Origin of the sequence: Cohnella massiliensis (genome assembly GCF_900169535.1) — a bacterium.
GTDB classification, from domain to species: Bacteria; Bacillota; Bacilli; order Paenibacillales; family Paenibacillaceae; genus Cohnella; species Cohnella algarum.
Map to the genome: position 1 here is coordinate 600,810 of NZ_LT821257.1, position 21,185 is coordinate 621,994.

General features: G+C 40.6%; 21 protein-coding genes. 1 reads left to right on the forward strand and 20 read right to left on the reverse strand.

From position 1 onward, the window contains the following. Positions 1-35 precede the first annotated feature (35 nt). The 18 genes from B7E11_RS09455 to B7E11_RS29495 all read right to left on the reverse strand — a co-directional run bounded on the left by B7E11_RS09455 (position 36) and on the right by B7E11_RS29495 (position 17,703). On the reverse strand, positions 36-227 hold the full coding sequence (locus B7E11_RS09455; protein WP_080833662.1) for a hypothetical protein: 192 nt from the start codon (positions 225-227) through the stop codon (positions 36-38). Between the two features lie 93 nt (positions 228-320). Further along, positions 321-593 (reverse strand): hypothetical protein, encoded by a 273-nt coding sequence (locus tag B7E11_RS09460; RefSeq protein ID WP_080833664.1) that lies wholly within the window; start codon positions 591-593, stop codon positions 321-323. A gap of 92 nt (positions 594-685) precedes the next feature. Further along, positions 686-1,165: a gamma-glutamylcyclotransferase family protein gene (locus B7E11_RS09465; RefSeq protein WP_080833666.1), complete on the reverse strand. Its 480-nt coding sequence runs from the start codon at positions 1,163-1,165 to the stop codon at positions 686-688. Positions 1,166-1,193: 28 nt separating this feature from the next. Continuing rightward, positions 1,194-2,150 carry an amidoligase family protein gene (locus B7E11_RS09470; protein ID WP_080833668.1) on the reverse strand — a complete coding sequence of 319 codons (957 nt, stop codon included), beginning with the start codon at positions 2,148-2,150 and terminating at the stop codon, positions 1,194-1,196. A gap of 238 nt (positions 2,151-2,388) precedes the next feature. Then, positions 2,389-7,509 carry a hypothetical protein gene (locus B7E11_RS09475; protein ID WP_080833670.1) on the reverse strand — a complete coding sequence of 1,707 codons (5,121 nt, stop codon included), beginning with the start codon at positions 7,507-7,509 and terminating at the stop codon, positions 2,389-2,391. Between the two features lie 33 nt (positions 7,510-7,542). Then, on the reverse strand, positions 7,543-7,797 hold the full coding sequence (locus tag B7E11_RS09480) for a hypothetical protein (protein WP_080833673.1): 255 nt from the start codon (positions 7,795-7,797) through the stop codon (positions 7,543-7,545). A 232-nt stretch (positions 7,798-8,029) separates the two neighbouring features. Beyond that, positions 8,030-8,887, reverse strand: a complete 858-nt coding sequence (locus tag B7E11_RS09485) for a hypothetical protein (protein ID WP_080833674.1) — start codon at positions 8,885-8,887, stop codon at positions 8,030-8,032. A gap of 110 nt (positions 8,888-8,997) precedes the next feature. Next, positions 8,998-10,269, reverse strand: a complete 1,272-nt coding sequence (locus tag B7E11_RS09490; protein WP_080833676.1) for a leucine-rich repeat protein — start codon at positions 10,267-10,269, stop codon at positions 8,998-9,000. Beyond that, positions 10,266-10,826, reverse strand: coding sequence for a hypothetical protein (locus B7E11_RS09495; protein WP_139787132.1), 561 nt, complete (start codon positions 10,824-10,826; stop codon positions 10,266-10,268). The genes B7E11_RS09490 and B7E11_RS09495 overlap by 4 nt, the downstream gene beginning before the upstream one ends. A 757-nt stretch (positions 10,827-11,583) precedes the next feature. Further along, positions 11,584-11,823, reverse strand: a complete 240-nt coding sequence (locus B7E11_RS09500; RefSeq protein WP_080833681.1) for a hypothetical protein — start codon at positions 11,821-11,823, stop codon at positions 11,584-11,586. Positions 11,824-11,902: 79 nt separating this feature from the next. Continuing rightward, on the reverse strand, positions 11,903-12,613 hold the full coding sequence (locus B7E11_RS09505) for a hypothetical protein (protein ID WP_080833683.1): 711 nt from the start codon (positions 12,611-12,613) through the stop codon (positions 11,903-11,905). Continuing rightward, positions 12,594-13,364 (reverse strand): hypothetical protein, encoded by a 771-nt coding sequence (locus B7E11_RS09510; protein ID WP_080833685.1) that lies wholly within the window; start codon positions 13,362-13,364, stop codon positions 12,594-12,596. Before B7E11_RS09510 ends, B7E11_RS09505 begins: the two co-directional genes overlap by 20 nt. A 17-nt stretch (positions 13,365-13,381) precedes the next feature. Continuing rightward, complete coding sequence (locus B7E11_RS09515; RefSeq protein ID WP_080833687.1) at positions 13,382-13,831, reverse strand: hypothetical protein; 450 nt, start codon at positions 13,829-13,831, stop codon at positions 13,382-13,384. A gap of 1,435 nt (positions 13,832-15,266) precedes the next feature. Continuing rightward, positions 15,267-15,914, reverse strand: a complete 648-nt coding sequence (locus tag B7E11_RS09520) for an HNH endonuclease (protein WP_080833689.1) — start codon at positions 15,912-15,914, stop codon at positions 15,267-15,269. Between the two features lie 25 nt (positions 15,915-15,939). Then, positions 15,940-16,662, reverse strand: coding sequence for a hypothetical protein (locus tag B7E11_RS09525; protein WP_080833692.1), 723 nt, complete (start codon positions 16,660-16,662; stop codon positions 15,940-15,942). Positions 16,663-16,693: 31 nt separating this feature from the next. After that, on the reverse strand, positions 16,694-17,233 hold the full coding sequence (locus B7E11_RS09530) for a hypothetical protein (protein WP_080833694.1): 540 nt from the start codon (positions 17,231-17,233) through the stop codon (positions 16,694-16,696). A gap of 18 nt (positions 17,234-17,251) precedes the next feature. Next, positions 17,252-17,473, reverse strand: coding sequence for a DUF5348 domain-containing protein (locus B7E11_RS09535; RefSeq protein WP_245809665.1), 222 nt, complete (start codon positions 17,471-17,473; stop codon positions 17,252-17,254). 56 nt (positions 17,474-17,529) lie between these two features. Continuing rightward, positions 17,530-17,703, reverse strand: a complete 174-nt coding sequence (locus B7E11_RS29495) for a hypothetical protein (protein ID WP_176220670.1) — start codon at positions 17,701-17,703, stop codon at positions 17,530-17,532. Between the two features lie 936 nt (positions 17,704-18,639). On the opposite strand from B7E11_RS29495, the gene B7E11_RS09540 reads away from it, so the two are divergent. Further along, positions 18,640-18,834: a hypothetical protein gene (locus B7E11_RS09540; RefSeq protein WP_080833696.1), complete on the forward strand. Its 195-nt coding sequence runs from the start codon at positions 18,640-18,642 to the stop codon at positions 18,832-18,834. A 657-nt stretch (positions 18,835-19,491) separates the two neighbouring features. Here B7E11_RS09540 and B7E11_RS09545 read toward each other — a convergent pair. Then, positions 19,492-20,382, reverse strand: coding sequence for a DNA adenine methylase (locus B7E11_RS09545; RefSeq protein ID WP_080833698.1), 891 nt, complete (start codon positions 20,380-20,382; stop codon positions 19,492-19,494). Next, positions 20,375-21,184 (reverse strand): hypothetical protein, encoded by an 810-nt coding sequence (locus B7E11_RS09550; RefSeq protein WP_080833700.1) that lies wholly within the window; start codon positions 21,182-21,184, stop codon positions 20,375-20,377. Before B7E11_RS09550 ends, B7E11_RS09545 begins: the two co-directional genes overlap by 8 nt. Position 21,185: the final 1 nt, after the last annotated feature.

A 21,185-nucleotide genomic window follows, 5' to 3' on the forward strand; every position in this document is an offset into this window, starting at 1 on the left:
CCCCGAAGGATTACAGCCATTACTAACGAATCAAACTATTCGACCTCTACATAAGCCATGATGATCCGTAGTGCTTCGTCGTAACTTCGTGCTTCGGACAATACCCTGTCCTTCATTTCTTTTGCTTGACCATCGAGTCCAGCATCCTTTAATGCTCTTGAAGCAATGCCTAGCAGATTGAAGATGTTCCCATTTTCACCGACCAAGCGAACCTTCGGCTTCTCCAATAGCCTTACCCCCATGAATTATTGAAATACGCTACTCTGAATCACATACCGAATAAGTTCCATTTATTCAACATAATTCGACAAGTCGAACAATCAGTACTCACTCGGGAGTAAGAAGGTATAATATTTCGTTTTTCCATCGTCACCGTATATCGCCCATACATCTTCGGAAAAGAGATGCTTATTGTCAACGGTCACCAAGTGATTATCATTCCCGTCCGTAACAACCGTGTTATTACCCACATTTTTGAAAACGATGAACTCTTCACGCTGCCGATATAATTGAAAAAGAAGGGCAATCGCCAAGTCCCAGTCTCGACATCCGCTTTCCTTAACTCCTTGGGTCATTACAACTGAAAGTTCCATTCATAAAAACTCCTTCCTAAGGTACTGATCATAATAAGAAAGTCATCGCTAGCCATTAAATGTCCGAAATTTCCATTCTACTCAAACCCGACCTATAATTCTTCATCAAGATAACCGGCTCCCGACAAAATCGCTGCAACTGCAAGTGGACGAGGAGGTATTCCGTGATGAATGTAACCTTCTCGGATGACCTCGTAGTAAAATGGACTCGGTGGTGCGATGGGTCTCGATTCATCAACGTTCATGATATAAACCATCGCCTGTACAGATTTCGTGTTGTTACCTTCCTCTTTTGCTCCAAGCTGCAACTTGACTTCGATCATCTCTTTACGATACAAACCTTGCCCAACCCCCTCATAACGATCCAACTCCAGTTCATCGGATTCCGAAATACTCCACACCACAACTGGCACAATCAAACCTGGGCTTGGCTTGATATTGGCAACCCCTCGAAACTCGAGTTCGTAATCCTGAATGGTACCTTTACCGATTATGCGAGCATCAGGACATCTACGCTTCATTTGAACTTTATGTAAATTCGATCCGTAGGCAACATAGAGCTTCCTCTGCATTTTCAACACCCTTTCCAAGAAATATTGATTACGTTACTTCCGCCAAAACAGGTTCTTGTTCATCGCGTCTTGATGGATCTCGCCATGCGGAATCACCTGCAAGTGGTTTTAACAAGTGGTGTCGCATGGTCTTGTATTCATCGGAGATCGCTCCCATCCTCAAGAGCCAAACTCGCATGGTATATTTGTCATTGCCATTTTCCGAAACTGTTACTCGACTGGTAGCCTTTCTCTGGAGAAGTGCCTGATTCACGATGAGTAAGCTCAATTGGACATAAGCCTTAACTTTGCCGGCATGTAGGGTACTATTAAACAATCTAAACTCTACGGTTTTCTGTCTCCCGCTTAGTATAGGATGCAGATTAAGGCAACGATAACGTGAGTCATTATAGTGGATAGTCCTGCCTTCTCTAACCCCGTGATACCAGCAATCCGACAAATGGTTCATGGTCTTCGGTTTCTTCTTGTTTAACCTCTGGATGAAATCATCGGATAAACTTTGGCAATATCGCTGGCGAATACTTCTGACTTGTACGGCTTTCATCAGCAAATCCTGCTTGGCGTAGACGATGTTACATAAAATCCGTAACTGATTCGGAGTAAACTGATCAGCTCCAACATGGACGTGGAGTCCGCAACTTCTATTGGGTGAAGCACCCGCCGAGCGTAATTCTCTGATCAGATCTTGAAGCATAGGGAGATCGGCATACTTCAATACCGGAGTGACTAATTCGCACTGATAGCTATCATCAGCAATGATGATGTCACTCCCGCTCACCATCTCAGGCTCAATAGAAGCATCTCGAACGACTTTCCAGATCCGTCCTGAGTGATCCCGAATGTCGTAGACCTCATACCCCCACAACATTCGCGGGATCGGATTGGTGTTAAAGAAGTCCGCGATGACCCTGGCGGCAAAATGCCTTTGGATACGAGTGAACTCGATCTCAACGCCATACGTTTGATTTGAGTGATCGACTGGCACATTTTAAGGCTCCTTTCCTTGAAATTCCGTCCCTGTATGTAGTAAAAAATCTCCGGTTTCCAATGCAGTTTTTAAGGCTTCTCAGAGGGATTTTGAAAAAATATCTGAGGAAATGGGGGGATATTTGATAAATCAATGAGCAAGTCTGGTGTGATAAGTGGTACTTGTCGGAAATGATCAAAATAAAACCACCCTGATACCAAGGCGTTCACGAACCTTTTATAGAATTGAATTCAATTCACTCATCTTGAGCCTTCTGGCTGCTCTTTCCTTTTTGTGATTTAGGCTTTTCATCTGATTTTTTCTCATCTCTTTTTGAAGCCAAGTCATCCATATAAGCTTGAAATGACTGATCTTCGGTACGATTAGCGATTTTCGAGTTGTCGCTTTGTGCATTGTGTATTGCAGACTGTTTATTATTCGACCAGTTCTTATAGTCCTGGGCAAGCTGAGCAGAAACAGTTGAATAACTCTCGTCATCACTAATTTTCGAGTCCATGTTGCCATTGGATTTGCCGCCGCGAAGCTTGCTGAGTAAACCGACTTTCCCCGACATTACCCCTCCCGAAATACCACCTTTCGTGGTTGATCCGCCAAACGTATCGCTTTTACTCATAGACAGCTTATTGGAGATAACCTTAAATGCACCGATTCCTAATTCAGCAGTAGCAAAAACCGTTTTGATGAGATGCACTTTGAGGGAGTTGAATAAAATTTTAATCAATCTCCAAAGCAACCAGATATACACAAGATCCACAATCGCCATTAACAATAGCATAATGGAAGGATCAGTCACACCAAGAGAAGGAGTTCGTCCACCTACATACCCCGTTAGCCCTTCTCCCATAAAAAGTGATACAAGATACGCAAAACCAACACTCACTGCAAAAAAGAGTAATGAAGGTGTCCCAACCCTCTTCAAAATTTCTTTTCCAACCCGTTCTGGCGGTACTAAGACACAAGAAAGACAAATCACTATACTTAAGAACAGAAGGAGTAGCAGAACTACCATTTTAACTGTTGGGATCGCTATAACCGCCAGTAAATCATTCACCAAAAGCGCAAGTCCCGTAAAGAATGACGTTTTGTCGATAATCCGAACATACAAATCTTTATCCGACATCAATGGCTCGCCTGTCGCATTCAACAAAATCAATCTCATGAAAGCATCATAGTTGAAATTTTTAAGCTCATAATTCTGAGGGTATTGCATAACACTTTCCCCAAGTAACTTAAACTCCGAAAATTCTCGATTGAAGTTGAAAGTTGCGATCATCGCTGCGGATGTTATCAATACCTCGTCATCAAAATCACGATAATTTGAAAGATACAATAAATCTTTATAAGTTGCCTTTAAAGTAGCTTGGATTCGAGTTTCTATATCAGTCAAGTCAGAAACTCTGTAATGTTTAGCTGCCATATCCGCTTCCGAAAAGATCATTGGTCTGCCCACTTCAAAATAAGCACCTGGATTTAAAGCATCTGGAACAAGAGTAGTTCGGTTAGCTATTCGTGTTTTTTGATTATACACATTCAAGTCGTATAACTGATCAACCCAAGGTGAATATAGCTTCCAAACCTTTTTCATATCTTCTTTTTTACGAAGTTCAGCTTCATATTTCTTGAGTAATTCTGGATCGCTCGGTGCAACCCCATTGGCAAAATCGTAACCATCTACGCTCTCGCCATTAATACTCATCCACCCATGAACATATTGATTTCCTTGTTGCAAGTAAGGAATAACATAGGTAAATAACCCCTCAAGATCAAGAAAATCTCTCAGTTTTTGATTGACCTCGGCATTATCACTGTTAACTTTAAACACGTCCTTTGATAGCAACGCCGATTTAAAGCCACCGTCTATGGATGAATAACGATGCCGGAATACATTATAGAAATAATAGAACGGACTTTCCGTAGATAAGGAGAACGCATTGTAATACGGATTCGAAGTGTCCGTATTGATACCCACATTGTTTTCAAAATCATTACGGAAAATCGCCTTCGTTACATCAGCATTGTTCAATATCCAATAACGGTAATCGTCAATAAAGTCTTGATTTGTGCCCGGTGCTCGATAAGCTCCAACTGACTGCACTAGTTGAAGTTGCTGTTTGGATAATAAGGAACCAATATTCGCATCGCTAAACAGTTTAAATCGATAATCTGGTACTCCTTTTAGATTTTCCTTGGCACTTTTAATCTGGTTAGATATTTTTTCTCTATCGATAGCATTAACCTCTACTGATTCGTAAGCATTTTTAGCTTCAGCGGCTATGGCGTTATATGGACGATACACATAAGTAGCTAAGGGGTTGTCATATACATACTCAACCTGAGTAAAGAAGGAATTAAACAACCATCGGAAAATGGTGAGATTCGACATCAGCCCCTGTGGGCTAGTATTATGATTGAACATCTTATCAAACACGTCATCCTTCTTGGGTGACATCCATTTTACCCGAACTCCAACATCGGTTGAGTAAACATTTTTTGCAGCTTCCATGTTCTGAGCAATGATATAATCTATCTCATCGCCTCTTCTGGAGTTGATCGTTGAAATGGATTGTTGATGCTGGGTTATCGCCCAGTAATTGAACCGTTCAGAATAAATTTTATCTCCCGCGGCATTCGATACATTGATCACATTCGAAAGCAAAAACTGAGGTAAAATCAGAACAAATGCCATCAACAATAATATTAAGACCCCTACACCAACTCTTCTTTGTCCAACTATTACCATGAGGATGACAACGAACAGAACAAACAACAGCAAAAGCATATAGATGTGAAGATAATCATCTAAAACCCAAGAAGTTAGCGGTAAATCGTAAAGACTCGGAGAATTGATGTAACCCACAATTGAAGCGTATGAGTTATTTCCTCCTGCACTCACACTTAAAATGTTCCCGATCCATGAACCTGTTATCGCTCGATGGGTCTGGATGACCCAACTGTCCTGAGCTGACTTCACCAGTTTATCCCTGTAGGGACTTGGTCCGTCTGACAGTAGACCGTATACTTTCTTAATTATATCCTTTGACATCTCCGCCATCGTTCTCTCTTCAGAAGATACAACCCCTGTAGAGTTATTGAGCGCGTCATTTAAGTTAAAACTGCCCCCCAAAGTGCTGATCACCATATAAGGAAGCAAAGGATTTGAATAAGGTTCGCTTTTCCAGACTTCTCCGTCTTTATGAATGTTCAATAACTGCACCATATACCCCCAGTAGATGCCTGGGTAGTTATTGACACCATTCATAACAGCTGTCTTAACCGTATACTCTCCTAATGCCCCTGATACTTTATCTCCGGCATATAGTTTATTACTATCAATTTGCGATGCGAATGTGCTGTTCATGCCAAATATTCTATAAACCATCGTATTGTAAAACAAAGTGGAGATCGCATTTTGACCGTTTTTACCTACTGCCTTACCATTATCATCATAGCCAACGATTTCTCCACCATTGCCTGCACTGAATAAATCTGTCCCTTCAAATTTAAAATATGGAGCGTTGGGAAAACTCTTACTGTATCCCTTCCAAAAGCTACTTTCTCGTATGGCGGATGAAATGAAACCTAAACGCCGTTCATTCTCCACTAGCCCAAATCCTGTTGGTGAAACAGTATTTTTGAAAATATTCGAATCCAATGTGTTCAAATTAACGGAAGTAGAAGAAGGGAGAAGATTATAAACAAAATTGTTCCCATCAAATTTAAGTAGCTTTAACGCATTGTTAATAACCTTTGGATCTTCTGTACCGAAATTTCCTGAATCGAGAAAACTCTTTAAAGCTTTAAACGAGTTAGATTCTGGATTAACTTCCTTGCTTAACGTATGTGTCTTTAGGTAATTAACTAGGAACTCTGTCCCTTTCTGAACATCATGACTATTGTTATCAAAATATTGCTTTAAAAAACGATTAAACGGAGACGAGAAATACGATTGCTTATAGAATGTGAAATTCCCATCGACTTCTTTAGCAAATAATTTCTGTCTCTTGATCAGATCATCGTCACTACCATTATTCCAGCTTCCCTCATCCGTTCCACTTGCCCCATTGGTAACATTAAAGTAATACATATCATCCGCTAGTTCATTTAAGGAAAAGACGCTCCCACCGAATAAGTAATCGGATAAGGACTCTTTCTGAGCGGTTGTTAATGATGACTCTCCATCGAAATACTTTTTTCCGTCTTTAAACTTGCTGGAGTCAATCGTAAATAAAATAAACGAATTGGCATCCGAAAAAGTGGACTCCGTGGTTTCGGATAAATATCCCTTTATATCTTCATATGGATTCGACTCTACACGATTACTATTTTCAATAATGGTGTCCGTTTCACCAATAGCCCCTATCTCAAGGGAAATTCCATTATTCTTTAAAACCGTTTTAGCAGAAGGTGACTGGAGTCCAAAGATATTCAACATATTATTAGTATTCATTTTCGCCGCGCCAGTTGTCCCTGTAGTAAAGTAGTCCCTGATATTGTAATACGGAGTCATAAAATGACTGTCAGCAAGAAAATCCTCCGTGATCTTCACAATACCTCCCATAACAAAAACATTCGCAACAGGGAACTTACCATTCTTCGTGTTTTTTGAAAACACTACCGGATTTAAAGCTGACGGAAGAATTAATACATACTCTTCGATAGAGACATTATTATAAGCGCCCCAAATATTTCCCAGACCGTCAATATACAACGAGTGAAATGCTCTTAAGCCCTTTTCCTTATCCAATATAAGTTCTGGAGCAAAGGAAAACAAAACCTGAATGGAAGCCCTTGTTGCCTTATCCTTTAAATCCATGACAACTCCATCTGGGGAAGAAATATTCCCATAAATCTTCGAATCTTGATCAACACCCGCCAGTTTGTTATACAAATCCGTTCCAGACATTACTTTTGCATCTTCCGATGGGGGAGAAGCATACAAACCGAAGGACGATCTTGACGTTTTTAACACATCTGTAATGGCAGAATACAATTTATTGTTGATATTAATGATCTGCTGATAGTTACCTGTTGAACCGAAAAATTTGTTACTTATCTGCTTAGGTAAGGTGTCATCCTTATCCGTCGATGGATCAATCAAATCTTTCAACTTGGTCTTACCCGGAACGAAAAAGTTGGAAAGAAAGACTCCATATATCATTAGCTCATCCTTCGAAACCCGATTCACATCTATTTGTGTTTGTTCCTTTCGGAAAAAATCGATCATGGATCGAGTCATGGAACTGCCGCTATTCTCCGACTCTGCTGCTTGCACATCGGGATGCGGTGTTACTGTTAAAAAGGCAATGACCATCAGCAGAGCGATGACTATGCCTTTTGTCCACCTATTTCGTTTCATATTATCCGCCCCTCTGCATGATTCAGGATCAGCTTATTTACGCTTAATCATCGTTTTCCCTGTATGTTGCTCCAACTTATCATTTGCCCATGATCCTAATCGATCTAACTTTAAAGCTGCATGTTCCATACCATCTAGAAATTTGATAGTAGCTCGTTGCCACCAAGCTAAATCTTCTAGTCTCATAACCCCTGTGGCACTTTGCCACCAAGTCAATTCCTTAGAAGTATCAACTGGCTCATCGTTTACGATAACCGTCACAAACACCTCAACATTTTTATTACTCATTCATCCTCATCCTTCCCAAATCGACTTTTCTTTCTGATACTTGTAAATTCGATCTGCAATTAACTCCCAAAAGCAAACTTGAATAAAAAACACATCATAAACTGGAACAACATCGTTTGAAACTCGATTTTTTTCAATAAGAAAACCGCCCTATAAATAAAGCGGTCTGAGAAAGTTTTATATTTTTCAACCCCTGGTGAACACATTGATCACCCGTTACAAAGCATTGATGTTACTGAACCACTCCTTTACCAAGACTCAAAAGCCATGCAATGAGTCCACCCAACTCACCTGCGACTAAATAGAGTAAGCAGATTGAAAGTATAAAATAAGTCAACAGCCTTTTCTTAAAATACAGAAGATACGCATTTTTATATGAATTCGTAGTTTCAAGGGATGCTTCAACTTCCCTGACCACGACAAAAGCATCGTCAGAAACAAAAGAGGGCTTGCGTTTCCCTTTCTTTTCGCTCCTATCCGTCATTGACTCCCGTGCTATCGGTAAACCAATGTATGTCAAATCAATAATTGTTACACCGACCAACAGGATCGTAATAACGATAGCCCCGACTCCGAGAATCACACGTAGAATAGGTAAAATCGGGGCAACCCACCTCATTGCTGTATACACATCAGCAGTTGTTGTCTCCATGACAATCGGTATCAACATTTCAGAAACATCATGATTCATCGAAGTCATTGTATCCATTATGTTCTGCTGGGTTTGAGGAGATACTCTTGATTCCTGTAATGCCGAGACAAATGTTTGTAACGCTTTATATCGGGACTCGCTGGTAGCTGCCTGAAAAATATCAGCTCGAAATTTTAATACCCCTTCTTGGGGATCATATACAAGAAGTCTGGTGTCGGATTCGCTTCCATGAGAATCCATCTTAAAATCTAAGGTCAAATAATCTCCATCCACGCCCATCTGCGACCAAAGCTCCTCCATAGCTTTCATATCGGCAGGAGGAATCCATATCGACTTCACACCAGCCTCTTCAGCATTTACCGAAATTTCTCCAAAGAAACTGAATACAATCGATAGGAATAATACTAGAAGAATAGATAAGGTCAGTTTTTTTGTCATGCCTCCCACCCTCTTAAGGGAAATCAACAATTAAAAATCAAATATGACCTATAAAACCGAATCAATCCCTCTCGTTCGAGAGGGATTGATTCATTAACATCAACTATTCATTAGTCCAGTTCAATCACGAAGGAAACCGTATACTTAATGATTTCCGCTTTATCGAAGGCATTACCATGTTTGGCTTCAAAGACAAAGTCGGATGTCCCATTAGCTGCAATTGTGCCGATTACCTGATTAGAGAAATTATTTGCAAATTGTGTACTGGCATTATCTAACACTTGCCAGTTCTTATCTGCCTTGATACCCACAGCCAACTTCTTACTGTCTGTTTTATTTAACTTTGACCACTCAACATCTGTAAAAAGACTTGGAGCTACACTCTGAAACCCTTTATCAATCGATTCTTGCTTCATATCAAAGCTCGCAATCGACACCTTTACAGGCGCATTGGTCTGATTTTGAACTGTTAATACAGGTGAAATGAATCTGTCCTCAACGTTCTCCTGGTTTGGATCGATCACAAAAGTAACCTCAGATGGAACTGTGACTCGAAGAACGATAGCGTATACACTACCCGTGACAGTTACGTCTTCAAAAATCGGTTCAGTTCCACCAGTTCCCGAAGCGCCGCTAATATCTTCGAAAGGTATCCCATTTGCCGTAGCATAGGTTTCAGCCGCTGTTCCGGATTCACCTCTAATTTTGAATGACGGGGCATTGTTAACAAATGCATCAGTTCCAATAGTGGTTACAGACGAAGGAATGGTGGCACTGGTCAACCCCTTACTCGCGAAAGCAGAAGGGGCGATCTCAACAACAGTTAAACCATTAATCGTATCTGGAATCACCAAATCTTGAGGGATTGTTCCATCATACCCCGTAATAGTAGCTGTCCCATCCATATTGTCGGTATACTTAAAACCTGAGGTTACTGGAGCAGAAAGGGGGACAAAGGTATAACCTTTGCTCATTGCCAAGGACTCCGCAGTTGATCCCGAATATCCGTAAATAGTCAAATCAGAGGGGACTGCCTGCGTATTAGCAAAAGCTGTAGGATCAATGGAAACAGAGGGATTATAAATCTTAACTTCACTCAAACCATTTCCACTAAAGGCATTTGAACCGATGCTAATAACACTTTGAGGGATTTCCACAATATACAAACCTTTATTCTCGAATGCCTGACTTGAAATAATTATTTGGTTAACCGAACCAATCTGATCGGGTATTACAATACCTACATTAGTTCCCAAATAGTTAGTAATCGTGACGGTTCCATCCCCATTATCTGTGTACTCATAATCTCCGTATGTTGCTGCAAATGCACTTCCGGCAAAAGCCAAAGTAAACAACATGACCAATAATATCAGTTTTTTCATTTCTCTGAACCTCCATCTTTAATGGTTAAGTTAATTACCATAGAATTGTTGGCGACTAAATACTTGGTGGATTCATCATAGAAGTTAAAAGCAGCTACAACCTTGTTTGTTCCAGCTTTCATATAGCTTAGATCAACTTCAGCAGTCTGAACTTTCTGATTTGGCTTCAAGGTTGGACTCTTATAAATCACTTTCCCATCCAAGTAAACGTCTACCTGCAATAACTTCCTATTCTTTGCAGGATTCTCGATCATCCAGTTCACTTTACCGTTTTCGTAAATCGGGTTATTGTTGATAACCAATTCCAACATAGACTCATCAGCTCTTTGCTGAACCCCGTCTCGGATCGTTTGAGCGTTGGTCATATCCAATTCGCCATCTTCACCAAAACCGCGTTCCTCCATCTTTGGAGGGTCGATTGAGTTCACCGGCTGATTATCCTTTCTCTGTGGAACGAGGAATAACGATCCGACCAGAGCGACCAGCAATAGGATGGTCAAGCCGATAATCATCCTTCGCTTTCTTTCCCTTACAGATTCTGTTTCTTGTACACTCAATCACATCACTTCTCCCTTCAGAAAGTCTCTGTCTTTTTACTTGTGTTTCACTTGCAATTGGGGGTGAGTCAGCAAGTGAACCGATTTAAAGGTTGAGCAAAAAGCAAGAGGGGAAGGGCTTGCGTTTTACTCATAACCCGTAAAATTTCTTAGGCGAAAACTCGAAAAGTAATTAATTGTCCGATGAACCCCAAAAATTGATAGACATTTTACAACTTGAACTCATTCGGCTTATTATCTGGTCATCCTTAAAAAGAAAAAGTGCCATTACCCCAGAAAGAGGGGAAGGCACTTTGTGAATACCGATATTTTATACGGACTTTGCCTGTAACAATGAACAAGTCCCGAATAATGAGCAGATTTTCAGCCATGCAAAATCATAGCCGATGAACCAACATCAAAGAATGCTCAAATATTAAGCAGAAAACATCTATTTGTAACACCGAAATCCGATTAAGTATCCCCGTTCGATTTAATAACTCAAGAAATTATTCGATACTTTGTTTTAGCTTGAACATCTGCTATTTTACAAATCCTACTCCCCTGATGCCCCCTATGCCCTGGTTCTGCAGCTCATCCTCATAAAAAAGATCCACTCTCGCTAATAAAAGCAAGAGTGGCAAGGGAAGAGAGAATGATGAATGGGAATAGACAGAAGAATGAATCCATTGATTCCGTCATTCCATTTTAATACGAAAATTTCTCACTTCTCATCTTAATCCATCAAATATTCTCAACTCATTATTCAAAAACTCCATTAAAATCCGCCACTCTGGTCATTCAAGTTATCCTCGAGATCAACCCCAGTATCGCCCCAATCGGGAAGCAACATAGCATCAGGATCACCCGTAACCGTTTGCCACGCGCTGTTGATCGGGGTTGAGATCGCATCGTAAGCCGTTCTTACAACCCCTCCATCATTAAATACAATACTCCAGACTATGAATGCCAGCATCAGTACGCCGATGATCAGGAATACCTTTTTAATTGAGTTCATCTTAAATCACTCCTTGGACATTTGTCCCCTAATGTAGAGCAATCTCTTCAGAAGTCGCTAAGAAATTACAAAATACCGGCTACTTGAAGTGCCGTAAACTCCCTGCGACATTTGCAATTGTCTTTAGCTCCTGACAGGAGATATCATTCGGATTCAACTCGCCCGTAACCATTTGAACGAAAATTGTCGGGTCATAAACTCGAATCTTCATACTTACGAGATTATTACCCTTTTTCATTAGCGACGGTGAGATATTAATATTGACCAACACAAGTTGCCAACTATTATCAGGCTGTATCAACCCGATCATCAATCGTTCGAAAGTATTGCAGGATTCCAAACTATACTGGACAATTTGAGTCGTTACTCTCTGCATTAATTCCCCACTGAAGCCCAGTTTAGAGTGAATCGTATACATGCCATAACTGCCAAGGAAATCAGTCCCCTTGAGCCATTTGATCTCCCTCACTTGATAGAGCGGCGATTTCAAATTGGTGATAATAAATAGGCAACGAATCGGGGCTTCTGGAACTAAACTCGTCTCATCGCTGGCATCTTGCTGAAGCTGCTTGATTATATCAAGGTAGCCCTCGTCAGCATAACAACGAAGTGAAGGATAAGAAACAGAATACGCCAATCGAAGAAAGTGATCGTCTCGGTAGGGGAATGATGCTAACTGGAGCATCTGGTCGGGAGCTAAAGGCTCGAGTAATACCCCATCAAGGAAATAAACCTCGTCAGGCGTAGGGAAGCGGTACTCTAACAGAGTTTTAATCCGCATTACTGGCATCGTACTCAGCCTCCCAATCTAAGTTCCGATAAGGATTCTGTTCTTCGAGCCATTCGTATAGCTGATTTAACTGATCGGTTATCGTATGCTGACCTTGCAGGGTAAACTCACCACTAAAGAACAGTTTCACCGCATCTCGATCCCACTTCTTCCCGTTTCGTGTGCTTAGCAGGGCTAAAATATGAGCAATTTTTTCAGGATCACAGTCTTTCGTTAAAACATACTCTGCAAAATGAGCATATACCCCAAGTCGAGCTAACTCTTTCCTGCAATCCTTTAAACTTAAACTCGGATCATACTTAGGTGCAGGTAAATATAGAGAAGTGCCTGGTAAGAAATAACCATATGTCCCCGGATGGGTTGCACTCTCTCGGTAGGCTTCGATGGCTTCGTCGATAGATTCAGGATCTTTTGCTCCCGTAATAAGACTTATTGCCCTATCCACTGAAGGTCTGATCTTGTCCGAAGCGTACTTGACTGTCTGTTCAATTACATTGACATTATCGACTTCAAAACGGGAAGCTGTGGTTCTACAATTCAAGTCGGCATGATTCAAATAATATTCAAGACGTTCCTTTGCTTTCTTATGCTTGATCCAGTGAAGTGATCTAAGGTCTCGAAGCAGTTCATCTATGGCATCAAGCTTCCGCTTCACCAGATCATATTCCTTTGGATTGGCTCTTCTCAATTGCTCAATTATGACTTCCCGAGTACTAATTACTTCTCGAAAGATATTTTGTTTGTGCGCCATAGTGATACCCCCTTCGATTAATTTTGAGCAATGAAACGCAATAACTGCTTATTTTGCAGAACGTTCGTTACATACCAATTTTTTATCTCCATCACCTCGGCAAGAGAATTCGTTTTAAACAAGCGATTAACTTGATCGGTATTCAAAACGGTAGCTTCCAATAAAGTCTCCATCTGGTTACGCACATAACGCATGTGATCCAACGTTCGAAAACCTAATTCACGCATGTCCTTACTGGTGCATCTACCGCCGCGCATACAAAGAGTAACCAATGTTGCTTGTTTCTCAGAGATATCCTTCATTGCTTTTAGAAAATCGAAGATCATTTTGACGATCGATAGCTTTAAAAGAAATACTTGCCGTTCTTCATCCGTCAAACTCGATGAACTAAGCTGAATCCAAATTTGAGCTACTCCATCATTCAAAGTCTCTAGGTTAGTAGCAATCTGCGTTTTAGTTGTAGACATATGCAATCTCTCCTTCTAAAATTTTTATACAAAGCTCCAATTCAAACCAACAAAGTCGTTTAAAAAGAACATAATTAACCTATTTGTTCTTGATTCGACCCCCTACTTAGAAATGTGGCTCACTTTCACCGATTTTTAGGCTTCAGGGCTTTTTGTAATTTCTGAAAATCCCTAGACGTGGCAAGCGAAAATCGCCCAAAACGGAATGGTCGAAAAACATAATACAAGTAGCCGAAGCCTAAGTAGTATAAAGTCGCTCAGATTCAAGCTGCCTAAATCAAATTCATGTACCGATTAAGATAAAAAATATTACTCGGGGAATTTCGTAAACCATCAAGGATTGAAATCTGAATAAAGGTGATTAATTGAAAAAAGGGCATTTGAGGAAGTAGGAAGGAACCAACAAGATCAGACTGGTATGCACTTGCTCCCTGTCTCTCGAAGATAATCAAGTCTGTCAGGATAAGATCGTTCTGCCGGTTTTGTTGGGGAAAGCAAGGATAATTTACATAATCGAGGAAAAAACATCTTTCACTAGGTCAGTGCTCATACCCAACCTGGGAAGGTGAATACTCAGGGGTGAGATACCACATGGGCAGTGAGTTGTATCAAGCTCTGCTTATTCGGAGCATTACTGAGAGATTATTTGGATCGGATCGAGTATTTATTAAAAGATTGAGAAGCTTAATAAAAACATTGAGCAGAGTTATAAAAGTCCTCATTTTGCATGAGGTAAAACTCAGCCGATTTGACTGAAAGTTTAATAAAAATATTGAGTTCGGAGCTATAAACATTGAGCCTCGTAATAAAAACATTGATTTGAGGTTAAAAAGGTTGAGTGCTGTTATAATAAGATTGAGTGACGTTATACAGAAAGTTGAGTATCGTAATAAAATAAATCGAGTGTATTTATTAAGAACTCCTTCCTTTTTCTGATTACACACCATACCCCTCCGCAAATAATGAGAAATCATTGAACCAATTCTGCACATGAATAAAGGGATCTCTTCACTTTCAATCTGTACAATCATAAATTAAGTGAAGAAAATGACAATACCGATTTCTTTCGCAATTAAAGTATCACTGCAGGGTTGGTTAACTGTGGAAATTTTATTGAGATAAGATTCAAGTAATGGCGATTGTCGATTCCTTGCCGGATCTTGGGTTAAATAAGAGCAGAAACAGATAGGAACCCCTGAAGGGTGGGAAGCGAAGGTAGACCAATATGAACAGTGGCACGTATATTTGGACATTGACGAATTGACGGACTACGAGTCGCGGACTAGAAATTAGGATGAGATTCGAGGGTTTGATACTCTTGAAGGGATTCTTTATGAAACAAACAAGTGGGCGTAAATATAGCGAGAAATCGGATGGACTCCTCGCTGTTTCAACTATTATGCTGCACAGTTTTTCTCTCCCAACAGACTACAGACTACAAATTAAAACCTAACTCACCATTAGGTAATTTGATAATTGACAAAATATCAAGATTCTCAATACGGTGATCCTGATTCTCTTTTTTAGTCCCCAAAATTAAATTACTTGGGCTGTTGTTATTGGTGTTCCTGTCGAAGTGGTTGACTTCATAATGCCTATCATCACCAATCCCAAGTAACCCAACCGCTCCATCCCGGAATAAAACAATTAATTGGTGATCCCGAATGATAATGCCCCTACGAATTGTAAATACCTTGTAGTTATTATTGCTGCCTGATCTTTGGCAACTTTCCATGAGCCAATTTCCACGGGAAACGTTAAATACCCCATCTTCATAGACTGCCTTCCACTCTCTACGACCATTTTTTCTTAGTAAGTAGAGAGTACTCCCGTCTCTCAACAAATCAAATTTTTTATTGTTGTAGCGATATACTCCACCGTTCGTCATGTCGATAAGAAATGATAATCTTTCAAAGGTTGTATGGAAAACTGCCCCATATAGATGCTGTAGGTTTTGATACATTGTCCAACATGCAATTAGCTTTTCGTTGATAGTGAGAATAACTTCTACGCCATCAAAATCCTTCACGATCTTTGGAATAGGTCTCGGATTCGGATTCCTGGTTTCACTCTCTTTTATCATCCTGGAACGCCTCCTCTATTAATTTTCACACTACACACTTAAATCTTTCATCAACATCAACGATAAACTTCTTCGGTCCAAAAGTTTTAGGTTCGACTTCGTTATGCTCAACTATGCCATTTGGTCTAGTGAAAGTTGCATCCTCGTCATTCAGTTCAAACTCATCTACGAGAACCTTATCTCTCAAGACGAATTCAATTAGTTCTTGCTTTTCATATTGCTCGATCCAGTACCTTATTCGATTGACGTATCGTCTAAGTCCCGTAGAAAGAGCCTTACGAATCAAAGTCTTGATATTCACACCATGCTCGATTGCTAATACTTCGTAAAATTCTTCGAACTCTACTCGCTTTGCGTCACGTTCTTCTTCATGAGCAAGTTTTTCGATTAAACTGTCAACTTCAGTATTCTCGTTTCGCCTCGAACGTGGCTGATATGATGGGTCATTTATACCACTTTTACCCCGTTCCCACTCATCTTTACTGAGCAAATTGACCTCACGACTGGATTTTGCATAAACCCGATTTCGTTCACATCTTGTTGCGAATGCTTCAAAATTGACAAAATCACCAACCCTTTCTTCGAGATAAGCAAATATGACTTCACTTCGCCACTCCTCAAAATGGACTTTTCTTGCTCGGATGTCCTCGATTTCATCAATATCATCGTAATCATTAAAGGCAACCCTACAAGCATTATCAACTTCCTCCATAGTTTTGTTGATTGAAAAGCTAATCACCCGATTCATTCTCCCTTCCCCTCTCTCTATAAAGCAATACTTAAAACCTCAATTCGAAAAGCTTGATTAACTCGCGAAACTTATTGTAGCTGACCGACAATTTCTTAGCGGCTTCCAGCCCGGAAATTCTATTCTCTTTTTCCGGTCTTCGATATTCTTCATATACCTCTAGGAAGTTCGGTGGGTATGGCTCCGAACGCCTTCCAATCTTCGATTGCATTGATGTTTGAGACATAGCCTTATTCTTCAGAAAGTCATCAATAAAACAAAGTGCTTCATAACCTTGGTCAGTCAAAATATTGGGTTCATTTGCACTAAGAATCACCAAATCTACATCCAATTCCTTCAAAGTCGCAATAAAGCTACGTAATCCGAGAACATCGTTAGCCACATCTATCAGACTACGAATTACTAATGTGTCTCGAGCCTCAATCCGCTCTAACATCAATTTCAGGGTTTCGCCACGCGTAAAGCCAACTTCATTTGTCAGGTCAACAAAGGTCTTGTCAATTTTGGCTTTGCTCTCGAATTCTTCGATCTCTTGTTTCCGTTTGGCACGAAGGTAACCAATTCTCGCCACACCATTTACCCCTTTCGCTTAATAATTCACCCGATACCGGCTCGATTTACGAAGGTTGAAGCTGGTTCCATTCACGATCAAATACCACTCACGATCCATCTCAATCCGACAAGGGAGGGCTTGTTGACCAAGATAAATCTCGAAGCCTTCTCCACAATGCAATCCATAGCTTGTACCGTCGAGTTCAACACACCAGCGATCAGAATCTGGATCGTAGAACATTGGAACGTTACGCTGCACGATTTCACCTCCCTTCTAGTGTGTTCTCTTAGAGCAAGAAACGTTCACTGTTGCAATCAACCAATCTGATACTTGGTAACGATCATGATGATAAAGAATCCTACTGCCAATACACCTGAGATACGCCCTTTCAGAGTTTCACCAAGATCAATCATTGCAATAGTGAAAAAACGAAATCCTAGAAATAAGCTCAATAATCCAAAAAAGATGACAAACAACTGATCCAACATGCTCACTCATCCTCTCTCGTAATCTCTCTTTAATTTACTTTTTTAGTACTTTTTACCTATTTAACTTGTGTTATGAGTATAGCGTCATTTAGCGAGTAATTCAAGTCCTTTTTAACGAAAATAAGAACTTTTTGATAGACCCAAAGAAGCCGAAAACCCTTGATACGACTGGATTTTGGGCGACCGACCATCGACCGAGAAGGGCATACCGCGCTAGACGAGCCGTAAGCCGCCCGAATTCGATTTTGAAGGGGAGGGTAATAGGAGAATAGCCCTAAGCGGGGAGCAGAGGGCGTAGAGGGCAAATTTGGCGGGTAGGGCGAAAGGCGAACAGAAGGAGAACAGGGGCGACCCCCTAAAGAGAGCGAGGGCGACCGAGCGTCCATTCCTTACCATGACGGAAAAATGGGAGTTAAACATATAACGATCATTGAAACATCGACTTGAATACGGTTAACTCTCGAAATTTTACCAATCTCAAGATGATGTCATCACCTTTATCTTGCAGATCGGCATTTTTGCTCCACGAACCGGCATTCTCCTCACATCTTTGTCCCGTTTCGTTACGAAAGTCCGTCAAAATCAATCTTCAGGGCAACGCCTCTCTTGAGAGGTGTGCTTTTAGAACCTACTAAAGTCACTGTCTCCTGATCTGTCGGATGCTGTACTGGCAAGAAGTGTGCTTTTAGAATAGGTTTGTGACAACATGTCGTCAGTAAGATTAGGATTTCAGCAGCTCATCCTTTTTCAAATCAACCTGCATAGCTTCAACGATCTTTGAAGTGTTTTTATAAAACAGTTGCCGGTCGTTCTAAAAACCGACAGATAAGGATTTTCAATACCCCTGCGATTCAATAATGTCGCACCAGACCGAGCTTTCGATCAAAATTTGTGATAAAATTAAGGGAACCCGTACTTCAAAGGAAGGTGATTGAATTGCGGAAATTCGGCTTCGATACTCCTGCAGATGAAACCGACGACATCCTGAAGGAACAATTTCAGAAAATAACAGAAGCCATTCTCAACTCTGGACATCCCGTGAGAATGGGTGATCAGCTCGGCGTCTTCGACAAATACAAGGATGGAACTAAGGTGTACGTTAAGAAATACCATACCGGCAATGAGCAATGACCATATCCGCCTATTGGATGTGGTCATTTTCGTTTATCCCTATTTCATTCAGTCCACCAAAATAAATTCGGCAACTCCTTTGAAATGAGCAAATTCAAACCATTCCCCACAAATAGAAATGAAACCAAAAGCCAACAATGACTTCGAGCCGACATTCGAACGCACGATGTGAGCCACCTGTTGCCAGTTTAAGACGCTTTTGATGGCGGGGTAGACCTATGACAAGCCTGAAGGGGGAAGGAGGGCGATTTCGGAGCCTTTCTGAAGGGCGCGGCGACCCCCGAGATAAACTCGGAAACAATACGGAATTTTGCCGATTACGAAGATTCGAGCCATAAACAACTTGATTACGGCAACCTTACCTCTCAATTTTCGACAGAAATCTATAAAGCATTCGACAAATCAAGAGTGGATAATCACCAATGTGTTCTTTTAACCCGATTCTCTAGCCGGTTTGCGACATCCTGTTGTCATAAAGATCCCACTACGCTCTTGCCAAGTGTGTTTTATCTGAATATCAATCCTGCGATGCTAATTATCATCATCATCAGAAGTGTACTTCATCGAAGCTTAATTAATCTGTTGAACGAGCTGTGCTGCATACAAAAGACCCCAACTCGGATGGAAACAGCCGAATTGGGGCTACAATTATATTTTTCAAACCATAATTTTGACCAGCTTGTCTGGGTAGACTGGGTGGATATCTAATCTGGAAAGTAAGAAACTCGGAATTTCAAAATTCGTCCAAATGAATTCTTCCTGCACTGCATCCGCCTCACCAACATTACTTCTAGGTATCTCTCCAAGACAATACTTATGCCATCCTCTTTCTGTGAGATAGTCATAGATGGTAGTATCAGTCCCACAAAGGATAACCTTCATTTTGGTGTCAACGATACGTCTGACCATTTCCTCATGCTTCTCGTCGGGGAATTCATCTTCATAACAGTCTGATCCAACGTATGGCGGATCAAGGATGGTTAGAAAATCACACCGATGACTGTAATACTCAAAAAGCTCTTCATAGCTGGCACAGGTTATAATTACATCTCGCATGATTGGAACCAGCTCCAAGAAGGGTAAATGACTTTCGTATTTAAATCCTCGTTCCGCATTTGGCTTATAATACTTAACTCGATCCGCTGCTCGACTAAACTCCGCAACTATAAGTGTAAGTGCTGCTGATTTGATAGGTGGAGTCTCCTTTAAACGTCTTATCTCACGCGCCTTATGAAAAGCCGCTTCAATTCGATACTCATCTTGTAACCGATAGGCTAGATCAATAACCGCTCTTGCTTTGTTTTCATCCGTCATGCAAGCCATCAAATTCGAGATGCCTTCATCTCGCTCATTATATATTCGGATGGGAATTGTGAATCGATCTAGCTGCGGAATAAATTTATTACCCCCTCCAAAGAGATCAAGAACACCTTGAATTTGTTCAGACTTTATTACGTAATACATAATCGGTATAAGCTTTTTCAATAGGCGGGTTTTTCCGCCTATTGTTTTAAGGGTCTTGATAAATTTCAACCTGAAATCAAACATTTCCGCGTCCCTCCTCAACTAATACGGAAGGATCAATTGTAAAGACATATGCCTTCATTGAAACCCTGTCGGAAAGCGAAACCACAATATCCTTTCTTGCTTTTTTACCCCCACCGCAATACAACAAGCCCTTTTTTACAAGATCATCGAGAACTGCACCATACTTATTCGTGTACGGTATTTGGAATATCTCACGAAGGTGTTCAGGTATAACAGCATAAGCATTCTTACCGAATTTCTTCACTTGCTCCGGTTTATCTAAATAAACACCATGACACCAATTCTTTTCAAATAAACCGCTGCTCCGCTTAGGGAATACCGTACTATTTTCCTCAATGTATTCAACAAGAAGCTTATAGTACTCTAAACTGTCTTCATTCTCGGATAGATCTTCAGTTTCAAAAAGATACTGTTGATACTTCTCGTCATATGTCTTATACAATTTCGCGCGTATTAAGCACTTAATATATTCATAAAGAAATTCGAAGTCTTTGTCTGGATCAAAAAAGGTCCGATTTACCAATTGTATTATTACATTTTCTTTCTTTTTCTTATCGATTAAATCACCAAGAGGAAAAAACATCGGCTTTGACTCGCCCCATACACTTGTTAGCTTTGCAATGAAAATTTTGCCGTCATAATCTGGGTGCTCTACATGAAGAACCTCTACTTCCAGTTTTTCTTCCACTACCTCACGCAAACCCGGAGGAAATACACTTTCTTTGACAACTACTTCGTCTGCGGAAGGTAATACTCCGTTTTTGACAGTGACATTTTCTAAAACCACATTTCTTTTGCTCATT